Origin of the sequence: Thioclava litoralis (genome assembly GCF_045278885.1) — a bacterium.
Lineage (GTDB): Bacteria > Pseudomonadota > Alphaproteobacteria > Rhodobacterales > Rhodobacteraceae > Thioclava > Thioclava litoralis.
In genome coordinates this window covers 1-12,751 of the sequence record NZ_CP135443.1, presented here as the reverse complement: position 1 = coordinate 12,751, position 12,751 = coordinate 1, and the positions used below count along the sequence as shown (strand labels likewise).

Annotated in this window: 10 protein-coding genes and 1 tRNA gene; 6 read left to right on the top strand and 5 right to left on the bottom strand. The window is 60.7% G+C overall.

Annotated features, from left to right (window positions below; translation table 11 throughout):
- Positions 1–2: 2 nt before the first annotated feature.
- Entirely contained in the window at positions 3–1,286 is a 1,284-nt protein-coding gene (locus RPE78_RS00055) for a lysine N(6)-hydroxylase/L-ornithine N(5)-oxygenase family protein (protein WP_406720879.1), read from the bottom strand.
- 150 nt (positions 1,287–1,436) lie between these two features.
- Between RPE78_RS00055 and RPE78_RS00050 the strand changes: the two genes are divergently transcribed.
- Positions 1,437–2,363 (top strand): LysR family transcriptional regulator, encoded by a 927-nt coding sequence (locus RPE78_RS00050; protein ID WP_406720878.1) that lies wholly within the window; start codon positions 1,437–1,439, stop codon positions 2,361–2,363.
- 864 nt (positions 2,364–3,227) lie between these two features.
- Here RPE78_RS00050 and RPE78_RS00045 read toward each other — a convergent pair.
- A tRNA-Leu gene (locus RPE78_RS00045) sits at positions 3,228–3,312 on the bottom strand.
- Between the two features lie 164 nt (positions 3,313–3,476).
- On the opposite strand from RPE78_RS00045, the gene RPE78_RS00040 reads away from it, so the two are divergent.
- The gene (locus RPE78_RS00040; RefSeq protein WP_339107491.1) at positions 3,477–3,956 is read left to right on the top strand and encodes a Hint domain-containing protein; all 480 of its coding nucleotides are present in this window, start codon (positions 3,477–3,479) and stop codon (positions 3,954–3,956) included.
- A gap of 67 nt (positions 3,957–4,023) precedes the next feature.
- Here the strand turns inward: RPE78_RS00040 and RPE78_RS00035 are convergent, their stop codons facing one another.
- Positions 4,024–5,616 (bottom strand): NAD(P)H-hydrate dehydratase, encoded by a 1,593-nt coding sequence (locus RPE78_RS00035; RefSeq protein WP_406720877.1) that lies wholly within the window; start codon positions 5,614–5,616, stop codon positions 4,024–4,026.
- Positions 5,617–5,872: 256 nt separating this feature from the next.
- Between RPE78_RS00035 and RPE78_RS00030 the strand changes: the two genes are divergently transcribed.
- The 4 genes from RPE78_RS00030 (at position 5,873) to RPE78_RS00015 (ending at position 10,378) form a co-directional block, all read left to right on the top strand.
- Positions 5,873–6,211: a P-II family nitrogen regulator gene (locus RPE78_RS00030; protein ID WP_339107489.1), complete on the top strand. Its 339-nt coding sequence runs from the start codon at positions 5,873–5,875 to the stop codon at positions 6,209–6,211.
- Between the two features lie 71 nt (positions 6,212–6,282).
- A complete protein-coding gene (glnA, locus tag RPE78_RS00025) occupies positions 6,283–7,692 on the top strand; it encodes a type I glutamate--ammonia ligase (RefSeq protein WP_339107488.1) in 1,410 nt (469 codons plus the stop codon).
- Positions 7,693–7,821: 129 nt separating this feature from the next.
- A complete protein-coding gene (ggt, locus tag RPE78_RS00020) occupies positions 7,822–9,495 on the top strand; it encodes a gamma-glutamyltransferase (protein ID WP_406720876.1) in 1,674 nt (557 codons plus the stop codon).
- A 250-nt stretch (positions 9,496–9,745) separates the two neighbouring features.
- Positions 9,746–10,378, top strand: a complete 633-nt coding sequence (locus RPE78_RS00015) for a LysE family translocator (protein ID WP_406720875.1) — start codon at positions 9,746–9,748, stop codon at positions 10,376–10,378.
- 98 nt (positions 10,379–10,476) lie between these two features.
- Here RPE78_RS00015 and glpK read toward each other — a convergent pair whose 3' ends face one another.
- Together glpK and RPE78_RS00005 are read right to left on the bottom strand one after the other, a co-directional pair.
- The gene (gene glpK, locus RPE78_RS00010; RefSeq protein WP_406720874.1) at positions 10,477–11,970 is read right to left on the bottom strand and encodes a glycerol kinase GlpK; all 1,494 of its coding nucleotides are present in this window, start codon (positions 11,968–11,970) and stop codon (positions 10,477–10,479) included.
- 61 nt (positions 11,971–12,031) lie between these two features.
- Positions 12,032–12,751 (bottom strand): MIP/aquaporin family protein, encoded by a 720-nt coding sequence (locus RPE78_RS00005; RefSeq protein ID WP_339107484.1) that lies wholly within the window; start codon positions 12,749–12,751, stop codon positions 12,032–12,034.

Here is a 12,751-nt window from a genome sequence, read left to right as displayed (position 1 = left end):
GGTCAGGCGGCCCCCGCCAGATAGCTATCGCCCGACAGGTCGAGTACGGAGTTCGACTGTGGGGAGGCATAGTGCTCGCGCCCAAGCACGGAATTGATGATCGTCGCGGCCCGCCACGCATTCAGAGAAAGGTTGGGCTCTGCAACGCCGTGGCTCGTTCTCGCCGCGTTGACGACGAATACCTTGCCTACGCCGTTATAGTGGAGCGAGAAATCCAGATTAACGACCGGGTTGCCGTCGGAGAATTCGACGTCGCCGGCAATGCTCTCCAGAACGGCCGGCAAGGGATTTTGCCTGTAGCCGGTCGCAAGAACAATCTTGTCGACGGTGACCGTTTCGGTCTGATCGGTATCCAGCTGGGCGATGTCGAGGACATAGCCTCCCTGTGATGTACGGATGTTCTGGACTACGCGGGAGTGCATGACGCGGCAGGCCGGGCCGGTTTCGAGGAACCGGAGACGATAGAGGGTCTGGTAAAGCGCTTCGATGGTCTCTGGCGAAATTCCGTCGCTGGAAAGCCTGTGCTGTTCCAGCAGCTCTGCCTTCTTCGAGGGCGCGAGACCGTGGAAGTATTCGATATAGGCGGGGGTGAACCACTCATTGGCGAAATGAGATTCATCCAGCGGAGCGATACCCCGACGGGAGCTGATCCAGTGGATTTCGGAGGGTAAGACGCCCCGGTTGATCATGTCGAGCACAATTTCGGCGCCACTTTGGCCGCCACCGATGACGGCAACACGCTTGCGGGAAAGGCTGTCCCGGTTGAACAGATAGCGGCTGCTATGGAAAACATGATCGCCCACTAACCCCTCGGCCATTGCCGGGATCGCCGGCGAAGGGCCGGTTCCCACGACCAGATTGCGGGCGATGCAGGTCGTCTCGTTCGTAGTGATCCTGAGGCCGGCCTCATGCCGCTCGATGGCTTCGACGCTCTGGCCCCACAGAACGGCCGGGAGCTGCCGCGCGACCCATTGAAGATACTGATTGAACTCCACCCGCGATGTGCGCGGGAAGCCGGCGTTCACATATTCATAGAGCCGCTTGTTCGCGTGAAGGAATGCGAGGAAAGAAAAGGGATTGGTGGGATCGGCGAAGCTTACCAGATCCTTGAGAAAACTGTTCTGGATGGTTGTATTTGGCAGCAGCATCCCGGGATGCCAGGAATAGTTCTGTTGCCGCTCGAAAAACCTGTGCCGAACATCCTTCAGCGGATGCAGCAGTGCCGCAATGCTGAGATTGAACGGGCCCGCGCCGACGCCAACTATATCATAGGAAACGTGCTCCATGGTGACCTCCAAGCCATCTGTTTCGTGAGTGCACCCGCTCGGATGCAATTTCCGCTTGAGGTTTCATCACGGATGCACTGATATTAAAAATATCAGTAATTATGGATGTCTTTCATATTTGATATGCGAAAGTCTGAGGCGACCCCACACATGTCAGTCACCCTACGGCACATTGAAGTCTTTCGTGCGATCATGACAACCGGCAGTGTCACAGGTGCTGCTGACATGTTGAAGACCTCCCAGCCAACAGTGAGCCGAGAGTTGGCACGCTTCGAATATCTTATTCAAATCAAGCTGTTTGAACGTATGCGCGGGAGATTGCGGCCTACCGCACATGCGCTCCAGCTTTTTGAGGAAGTGCAACGTTCCTACTTCGGGCTGGACCGCATTATCAGCACTGCCACGTCACTTCGGCAGTTCGAGCAGGGCCAGCTCTCGATTGTGTGCCTTCCGGTGTTCTCACAATCACTTTTGCCGCAAACATGCCGGAGCTTTGTAGAGAAATTCCCCAATGTCGGTATCAGCATCACCCCTCAGGAATCGCCTTTACTGGAAGAATGGCTATCGGCGCAACGCTACGATTTCGGTCTGACAGAGATTGGAAACGCTCCACAAGGCACCGAAACGACCGCACTGATGACATTTGACGAGGTCTGCGTACTCCCTGACGGGCACTCCCTCTTGAGCAAGAAGCTGCTGTCTCCACGAGATTTCGAAGGAGAACCTTTTATCAGCCTGTCAGCCACGGACAGCTACCGCCAGCAGATCGACCAGATATTTCAAGAGGCAGGTATTACCCGCCGAATGGTCATAGAAACGCATAGTGCAGCTTCCATCTGCGCCATGGTCCGCGAAGGTGTTGGCCTTGCGATCGTCAATCCCCTCACCGCTCTGGACTATGCCAACAGCGGCGTGAACATTCGCCCGTTTTCTGTATCGATTCCATTTTCCGTTAACATCGTCCGACCGATTCATCGACCGCCATCACGAATAGTGGAACTTTTCAAAAATGCGCTGGTCGAACAAGCCAAACTCATTACCGAGCGGCTCACTGTTACTCCGAAACGTTCACGGTAACGCTGCGTTGCTGACTCCGGCCGAGCGAACGAATATAAGCCCGGCCGAAGATCAGACTTTCTGTCATCCCCCGCTGGTACTGTACCTCGTGAGCCTCGTCCCGTGTGTCACAAAGTCCTGCCTCTCGGACGGTAAAAAATCATTTTAAAACAGAACGCCGAAATCTCAGCGCAGAGCTGAGATTGCTTCTTTTGTCAGAAAGGTTTGCCTCTCATGGGAGGCGTGGCCCACGTAGCTGGCCGGGCAAACCCGTGTCGGTGATCTGCCGGGCCTTGATCAGCTGCTGTCGCGCAACGGGCTGGATGTCTCTGAGAAGGTCAATCGCGCCGTTCTGGTCGGAACGTCGCGCGGACCGCAGGACGTCATCACCCTGGAAGGTGGCCAGATCATCAAGACGACCTAGGGCGAGCTGGCATGGCAGCTTGGCGGTCAGGCTGGCTTCGACATGATCGCGGAAAACGATGCCCGCGGTATCGCGCCGGGCTCGAACCTGCTGGAAGAGATCTTCAACAAGTTCTCGCCCTGCCTGATCCTGATCGACGAATGGGTCGCCTAAGCTGTCCGAAAGCGAGATCGATACCCTGGCGCGCGCCGCAGTCGGCAAGACCCCCGCCGAACTCGACGCTGCATTGCGTGCAGCCACGGCGGATGTGCGCGACATCCAGGCCGTCACTGGCCATAAGACGCTCTCGATGGTTCAGAAATACAGCGCCCATGCGAACCAGAAGAAAGCTTCCCGACGGGCACAAGTGGCGCGAGAACAGAGAGAGAATGAAACGGGAAAGCGCTAACAAAGTGCCAAACTCGCAGCCTGGAATGTTTGGCGTAGTCAGAGGATTGCAAATTTTTGTTGTAAATTCAAAGTGGTGCGGGTGGAGGGACTTGAACCCCCACGCCGTTAGGCGCCAGAACCTAAATCTGGTGCGTCTACCAATTTCGCCACACCCGCAACAAGGTGCCTTTTAGCAACGCCTCTGGTGCATGCAAGAGGGATTTTCCATTTTTTTGCTGCGGGACGGGAAAAACTGCGTAATGTTGGTAAAGAAATGAATAACGCGGCAAATCGCGAATTTACCAACGGGCAGGCGCATCATGCAAAAGCAGGATTCTACAATGTCTTATGGCCATTACGCGGCAGAAGATCTGCTTGAGGCGCGGGCGCGGTATTCGGCCGTTGGCGTGGCGCAGGGCGCGCAGATCCGGACCTCGGAGGGCGATCTTCCGGTGGAATACCTGTGTCCGGGTGATCGCATCGTGACCCGTTCGGGAATGCGTGTGCTGCGTGCGGTGACGGTGCAGCATGCAGATCGCCATGTGCTGCGGTTTCCGGCGGGCAGTCTCGGGCAGGGGCGTCCGCAATCCGTGCTCTATCTCGGCGCGCAGACGCGTATGCCGCTGGGAGGCTGGCGGGCGCAAACGCTTTACGAGGCCGAAACCGCCTCTGTGCCGGCATCGAAGCTATGCGACGGGCAGGTGGTGCGTGTGGCACTTGAGCGGCCCGTGCGGCTTTATGCGCTGCATTTCGATACGGTCGAGACCTTCTTTGCCGAGGGGATCGAGGTCGAGGCGCAGGTCGTGCCCGCGACAGCCTGAGATCGTCTGAGGGGGCGGCGGATCAGATAGAAAAAACCGGGCAGAGGCCCGGTTTTTGTGTTTTGCGTTATGCGAAGAGCGCGCGCATCAGCGCTGGCAGTTCGTCGGGGAGGTCTTCGGCCAAGAGACCCGGACCGAATTGCCGTGCGGCCTCGACATGCATCCAGACGGCCAGTTCGGCGGCGCCCAGAATGTCGCGGTGATGCGGGTCCTGCGTCGCCAGAAGGCCGGTGATCATCCCTGCCAGCACGTCACCGGCCCCTGCCGTTGCCAGCCAGGGGGCGGCGCGCTCGCGCAGGGCGGGATGTACCGAGGCGCAGCCATCGGGGCGCGCGATCACCGTGACCGGACCTTTCAGCAACACCACCGCCCCTGCACGTTCGGCTGCGCGGCGGGTGAGGGTGAGACGGTCGCTCTGGTGTAGCTCGGCTGCCAGATCGGGGAAAAGGGTACGGAATTCGCCCTCATGCGGGGTCAGGATACAGTCTTCATGCAGGTGGTTGAACAGCACCTGCGGGTCTTCCCCGAAGCAGGACAGCGCATCGGCATCCAGCACCGTGGCCCGTTTGCCCCAGAGGGCGGCAGGAACCATTTCCTGCGCGCGTTTATGGCCCAGACCCGGCCCCAGACAGAGCGCGCGCAGGCGGTCGTCCTCCATCCAGCCGCGCAGGGTGTAGCTGTCGGGCAGGGGGCGCAGCATCAGCGCGTTGATCTGGGCGGCGGTTTCGGGCACGGCCGATTGCGGCGCGGCAATGGTCACCGCCCCCGCGCCGATCCGCAGAGCCGCGCGTGCGGCCATCCGTGCCGCCCCGCCCTGACCCAGACCGCCGGACAGCACAATGGCATGTCCGCGCTGGTATTTATGCGCCGCCTTATCGAGATGCGTGACGCTTTGGAACCAGCGCTGGAACGCTTTGGGGCGATTGCCGCGTACCGGATCAACGAGCCGCAGGGCATGGGGCTGTTTGGGCAGATCCGCAAGGGCTGCCGCATCCTTGCCTGCCCCGCCCGGCAGGCCGATATCGACGATTTCCAGCCGCTGCCCCGAAAGTGCCGACAGCACATGCCCCGGTTTCGGGAGATGGAAGGTTACGCACAGATCCGTGGCGATATGGCGACGCGATTCGTCCGTGCTCCATTCCGTCAGGGCCTCCTGATCAAGGCTGCGCGGAGGCTCGGGCGCCAGAAAGACCCCGCGATCCAGATCGAAACCGGAGGGGCAGTCGACGGCCACCACTTTCGGAATATGACGCCAGCGCGCCGTCGCGGGGCGGGGCGGACGGGCCGCGACCGCGCCGAACAGGGCCAGATATTCGGTGCCAAGCGGGCGGGTGCAGCCGATCCCGAAGAGCGCATCGACGATGATATCGGGGCGGTGGCCGGTGGCCGCCATCGCAAAGCCGTGCTGCTCGACGGCGGCGGGCAGATTGGCCAGCGCATGGGCGGCGGCCCCTTCATGGCTGTGGTTGAGTTCACGCAACACCTCGACCCGCCAGCCGCGTGCACTCAGATGCTGGCCCACAACATAGCCGTCCCCGCCATTATTGCCCGGACCGCACAAAATAACGGCACAGGGCGGCTCGGCGCTGCTTTCAAGCTCCAGAAATTGCGGCCAGTTGCGCAGGATCGCCGCAGCCACACCCGCGCCGGCACGTGCCATCAGTTTGTCTTCATCTGACAGTTTCTTGGACAAAGCGCTTTGTTCTGCGGCGCGCATTTGGGCAGTTGTGAGAATTTCGCTCAATCGTAAGCCTTTATGTTTGCAAATCGCTCATTCAATACGCAACATGGCGTAAATTTGGGCGCACTAACCGGATTCCCAAGCCAAGCTGGGACAAGATGAGCCTAGTCGATTGCGGGGGCCGAAGGAAAGTGCTGAGAAGTGCCGAGAAGGCCAAGACGAAGGAGTCGACGGAATGAAAAAGATCGAAGCGATCATCAAACCGTTCAAACTGGATGAAGTGAAAGAAGCTCTTCAAGAGGCTGGCATCCAAGGCCTGTCGGTGATTGAAGTCAAAGGGTTCGGGCGTCAGAAAGGGCATACAGAGCTCTATCGCGGCGCGGAATATGTCGTTGATTTCCTTCCTAAGGTTAAAATCGAGATGGTGATTTCCGACGATATGGTCGAGGCCGCCGTCGAGGCGATCACCTCTGCCGCCCGCACCGAGAAAATCGGCGACGGCAAGATCTTCATCTCGCCGGTCGAGGAAGCGATCCGCATCCGGACCGGTGAAACTGGCGACGACGCGATCTGATCGCGTCCCGCCCAAACGCATGTCGGACCTAAAGTCCGGTGTCTTATTGCTCAACGAAAGGGTTGCTACGAATGAGCTCTGTTAAGGACGCCCTCAAGCTGATGAAGGACGAAGAAGTCGAATACGTTGATGTTCGCTTCACCGATCCGCGCGGTAAACTCCAACACGTGACTCTGGTCGTTGATCTGGTCGACGAAGACTTCTTCGAGGAAGGCTTCATGTTCGACGGCTCGTCCATCGCGGGCTGGAAATCGATCGACCAATCCGACATGAAGCTCATCCCCGATGCTTCCTCGGTTTATATCGACCCCTTCTACGCTGAAAAAACCATGTGCGTGCACTGCGTTGTGGTCGAGCCCGACACCGGCGAAGCCTATGACCGCTGCCCGCGTCAGGTTGCGGCCAAAGCCGAAGCCTATCTGAAATCCTCGGGTATCGGCGATGCGGCCTTCTTCGGCCCCGAAGCCGAATTCTTCCTCTTTGACGACGTGCGCTACTCGGTCACGCCGGCCAAAGTGTCCTTCCAGATCGACGCGGAAGCGGCGGCATGGAACACTGACACCCCGTCGGAAATGGGCAACCTCGGCCACCGTGCGGGCCACAAGGGCGGCTACTTCCCGGTGAACCCCGTTGACGAAGCCCAAGACCTGCGTGGCGAGATGCTCTCGACCATGAAGCGTATGGGCATCAAGGTCGACAAGCACCACCACGAAGTGGCGACCTGCCAGCACGAACTGGGCATGATCTTCGGCCAGCTCACCGAGCAAGCCGATAACATCCAGAAATACAAATACGTGATCCACAACGTGGCCCACGCCTATGGCAAATCGGCGACCTTCATGCCGAAGCCGATGAAAGGCGATAACGGCTCGGGCATGCACGTGAACATGTCGATCTGGAAAGACGGCAAGCCGCTCTTTGCTGGCGACAAATACGCAGACCTGTCGCAAGAGGCGCTCTACTTCATCGGTGGTATCCTCAAGCACGCGAAAGCTCTGAACGCGCTGACCAACCCCTCGACCAACTCCTACAAGCGTCTGATCCCGGGCTTCGAAGCTCCGGTTCTGCGCGCCTATTCGGCAAGCAACCGTTCGGGCTGTGTCCGTATTCCGTGGACCAATTCGCCGAAAGCAAAGCGCGTCGAAGCCCGCTTCCCCGATCCGTCGGCAAACCCCTATCTGTGCTTCGCAGCCCTGATGATGGCGGGCCTCGACGGCATCAAGAACAAGATCGATCCGGGCCCGGCATCGGACAAGGACCTCTACGATCTTCCGCCGGAAGAGCTCGCAGAAATCCCGACCGTTTGCGGCTCGCTGCGTGAGGCTCTGGAAGCCCTCGAAGCCGATATGGACTTCCTGACCGCAGGTGACGTGTTCACCAAGGACATGCTGGAAGGCTATATCGCGCTCAAATGGGAAGAGGTCTATGCCTACGAGCATACCCCGCACCCGATCGAGTACCAGATGTATTACAGCTGCTAATCTCCGGATTGCTTTGTGACAAAGGAGAGCGCTGCCTTCGGGTGGCGCTTTTCCATTTTGAATTAAAGGCTTGCGCTGCTGTTTTGAGGTTTTAGGTTAGGTTTTGTTAACCTTGATCGAGGGTCCCGGATGTCTGCCAAAATCTCCTTTCCATCGAAAACGCCGGTCTTTGCACGGGGCGGTATGGTGCTGGCCAACCATCCGTTAGGGGCGGCTGCGGGCATCGAGGCGCTGGCGGCGGGCGGCAATGCCGCCGATGCGGCTGTGGCCACGCTGCTGACGCTTTCGGTGGTCGAGCCGATGATGGTGGGGATCTGTGGTGGCGGGCTGGTGCATCTGCGCGATGCGCAGGGCCAGCACGAGATTATCGACGGGCTGTCCTGCGCAGGCGCGGCCTCGGAGCCCGCGATGTATCGCCCGCTGTCCGATGTGCCGCCGCTACAGATGCAGACGGTGGACCGCCAGAACGAGTTTGGGGCCTCGGCGGTTGCCGTGCCGGGAAGTCTGCGGGCATGGGCGCTTTTGCACGAGCGTCACGGGCGCTTGCCCTTTGCCGATCTGTTCGGGGCTGCGATCCGTCATGCACGTCAGGGCTTTGTGGTGACCCCGTATCTGGCAGGCTCGATTGCCGAGGCGCGTCATGACCTTGCACGCACCCCCGATATGGCGGCGCTGTTCCTGCCGCAGGGCGCGCCGCTGCGCAAAGGAGACCGTCTGCTCCAGCCCGATTATGCCGCCACCTTGGAAGAGATCGCCCTGCAGGGGCCGGATGCGCTGTATCATGGCGCGCTGGGGCGGAAACTGGTGGACTATCTGGCCACGGGGCCTGTGCCGCAGGCCCGGCTGACGCTTCGGGATCTGGCCGGATACGCCCCGCAGGTGCTGGCGCCGGTGCAGGGGCACTATCGCGGCTTCGATATTTTCGGCCCGCCGCCGCCTGCCTCTTCCGGCGTGCATGTGACGCAGATGCTTAACATGCTGGAAACCCGCGATCTGGCGGCGATGGGTTTTGACAGCCCCCTACGGGCGCAGCTTCTGGCCCATGTGATGCGCGCGGCCTTTGCCGACCGTGCCCGTCATAGCGGGGATCCGCGTTTTGTGGATATTCCGGTCGGGCGACTGACCTCGAAAGACTATGCCCGCGCGCTGATGGAGGGCGTGCCGCCGGTCACGGCCGCGCAAGGCTATGAAAGCCGCGACACGACCCATATTACCATCGCCGATGGCGAGGGGATGATTGTCACGGCAACCTTCACGATCAATTCGCTCTTTGGCGCGCGGGTGATGGTGCCGGGGACGGGGATGATCCTCAATAATTATATGTGCAATTTCGACCCCAATCCGGGCCGGGCGCTTTCTGTCGCGCCGGGCAAGCGGGTGCCCACCTCGATGGCTCCGATGATCGTGGCGCGGAAGGGCCGGCCCTTTCTTGCGCTGGGGCAGCCCGGCGGCACGCGGATTTTCCCTTCGGTGCTGCAGGCGATGGTGAATATCATCGATCACGGCATGGCGCTGCAAGAGGCGGTCGAGGCCCCGCGGCTCTGGACCCAAGGCGCAGAGATCGAGCTTGAGCCGCGCTTTGCGGCGCTGGCTCCCGCGCTGGAGGCGGCGGGCCTTGCGGTCAAGCATGTGCCCCATATCGGCGGCGGGCTGAACGCGATCCGTTTCCATGCGGACGGGCAGATGGAGGGCGCGGCCTGCTGGCGCGCCGATGGCACGGTCTTGGGGCTGGGCGGTGGTCTGGCAGAGGAGGGCGTGCGCTTCTGGCCCGACCGTTCGCAGGGGAGTTCCTCGCCGAATTGACGGCCCGAAGGGACGGCTGCGCGAAAGGATGGGGCCGCGAAGGGATAGGGGGATCATCTGTGGCCTCCTTCCACATGTCCCCCACGCTGACACCAAAGCCCGTCGCGATCCTGTCGGGCTTTGGCATCACGTCTTTCGGCAGGCGGCAGATGTCGCGCCCATGCGCCCTCGGTCAGTGGCTTTCGAAAAACGCTTTACGTGGGCCGAGATCCGTGGCTGGCTCATGCAAGATGTCTTCGGGAGGATCATCATGACCTTTCATCTCTGGCTGGCCTTCGCGTCCGCCTCTCTTGCGTTGTTGTTGATACCGGGGCCGACTGTGCTGCTTGTCCTGACCTATGCCCTGAGCCAGGGGCGTCGCGTGGCGCTGGCGACGGTTGCAGGCGTCGCGCTTGGCGATTTCGTGGCAATGTCCGCCTCGCTCGCCGGTCTCGGAGCACTGGTGCTGGCCTCTTCGGGAGTGTTTCTGGCTCTGAAGTGGATCGGGGCGGCCTATCTGGTCTATCTCGGGGTCCGACTGTTTTGCAGCGCACCGGTGGCCCGCTTGGGGACGCTGGCACAGGCACAGGCAGTGCCCGCATCGCCGCGTCGCGTTTTTTTTCACGCGGTCGCGGTGACGGCGCTTAATCCGAAATCCATTGTCTTCTTCATTGCTTTCGTGCCGCAGTTCCTTGTGCCCGACAGGGCTTTGGCACCGCAATTCGCAGGGCTTATCGCAACTTTTGTGGGGTTGGCGGCGTTGAACGCGCTGGCCTATGCCCTGCTGGCCGACAGATTGCGCCGGAACATCGCGCGGCCCAATGTGCTGCCCGCCCTGACCCGACTGGGCGGCGGGGCACTTGTGGCGATGGGCATCGCGACAGCCGCTTTGCGCCGCGCCTGAGAGGGAGGCCCAAGGAGGGGCGCCCGAAAAGGGGCACACAGGAAGGCGCACAGAGGGGCGCGTAAAAAAGGCCGCCCCGAAAGGCGGCCTTGATGGGGTTATTTGAAGGCCATCGTGGCCTTCACCGCCTTCTGCCAGCCCGCGTAAAGTTTGGCCGATTGTTCGGGGGGCATCTTCGGTTCGAACACGCGGTCCACGGCGGCCATTTCCACCAGTTCCTCTTTCGAGGACCAGAAGCCCGCGGCCAGCCCTGCCAGATAGGCCGCCCCAAGGGCTGTGGTCTCGATCACGGTGGGGCGCTCGACCTCCTTGCCCAGGATATCCGACTGGATCTGCAACAGAAGATCATTGGCCACCGCGCCACCATCCACGCGCAGCTTGGCAAGCTCGATGCCGCTATCGGCCTCCATCGCCGACAGCACGTCCTTGGTCTGGTAGCACAGCGATTCCAGCGTCGCTCGGATGAAATGCTCTTTCGAGGTGCCACGGGTCAGCCCGAACACCGCGCCGCGCACTTCCGAATCCCAGTACGGCGCGCCAAGGCCCACAAAGGCGGGCACGACATAGACCCCGTCGCTATCTTCGACGCGGGCGGCATAGGTCTCGGATTCCTTGGCATTGCGGAACATGCGCAGCCCGTCGCGTAGCCACTGGATGGCGGAGCCCGCCACGAAGATCGACCCTTCCAGCGCATATTCGACCTTACCGTCAACACCCCAGGCGATGGTGGTCAACAGGCCGTTCTCGGATTTCACCGGACGCTCGCCCGTGGTCATCAGCATGAAGCAGCCGGTGCCATAGGTGTTCTTTGCCATGCCTTTTTCAAAGCAGAGCTGGCCGAATTGCGCCGCCTGCTGGTCGCCTGCCATGCCCGCGATCGGTAGCTGGATGCCCTGGAACGCGTCGCGATGGGTGGTGCCATACACCTCGGAGGAGGGGCGCACCTCGGGCAGCATCGAGGCCGGAATGGTCAGATGCTCCAGCAGCTCCTCATCCCATTTCAGCTCGAAGATATTATACATCAGCGTGCGCGAGGCGTTGGTGTAATCGGTCACATGGACCTCGCCGCCGGTCAGTTTCCAGACGAGCCATGTGTCGATGGTGCCAAACAGCAGATCGCCGGCCTCGGCCTTTTCACGCGCCCCTTCGACATTATCGAGGATCCATTTGACCTTGGTCCCCGAGAAATAGGCATCGATCAGCAGGCCGGTCTTGTCGCGGAAAGTGTCATCCAGCCCCTTGGCCTTCAGTTCCTTGCAGACATCAAGTGTCTGGCGTGACTGCCAGACAATGGCGTTATAGACGGGGCGGCCCGTTTTCTTGTCCCAGACCACGGCGGTTTCGCGCTGGTTGGTGATCCCGATCGAGGCGATCTCGTCCGAGGTCACCTCGGCGTTTGACAAGAGCTCTGCCACAACGGATTGCACCGAGGACCAGATCTCCATCGCATTATGCTCGACCCAGCCGGGCTTGGGGAAAATCTGCGCGAATTCCTTCTGGGTGGTGTGGATGATCTGGCCAGCCTTGTCGAACAGGATGGCGCGCGAGCTGGTCGTGCCCTGATCAATGGCAAGAACGTATTTCTTGGTCATGTCCTTTTCCTTCCCTTGAGAGGATGCGCCTCCTTGGGCCCCATCCCCGATCCTCATGAATTTAGCCAGCCACCGGAGAGACAAGCGCCATATACAGATAGACCCCCGCGATGGCACCACAGATCGGTGCGACAACCGGAAGCCATGCATAGCCCCAGTCGCTGTCGCGCTTGCCCTTGATCGGCATCAGGGCATGGGCGATGCGGGGGCCCAGGTCGCGGGCGGGGTTGATGGCATAGCCGGTGGGGCCTCCCAGCGACAGGCCGATGGCCAGAATGAAGAAGCCCACGATCAGCGGGTTCAGCCCCTCGGCAAAGCTGTTGGCACCGATGCAGCTCAGCCCGAAAGACAGCACCGCCGTGCCCAGAAATTCGGACAGGAAGTTCGCGGGCGTGTTGCGGATGGCGGGCTGGGTGCAGAAAACGGCCAGTTTCAGATCGGCATCCTCGGTCTCGGCCCAATGTGGCAGATACATCAGATAGGTCAGCACGCCGCCCAGAATGCCGCCTGCCATCTGGCCCGCGATATAGACGGGCACCAAGCTCCAGCTCAGCTGGCCGGTCAGGGCAAAGGCGATGGTCAATGCGGGGTTGAGATGCGCGCCGGAATATTTTCCCGCCACATAGACACCGAAGGTGACCGCCATCCCCCAGCCAAGAGCGATCACGATCCAGCCGCCGTTGAACCCCTTGGATTTTGCAAGCAATACGTTGGCCACGACGCCGCAGCCGAAAAGTGTCAGGACGGCGGTCCCGACAAGTTCACTCAGAAAGAAGTTCAT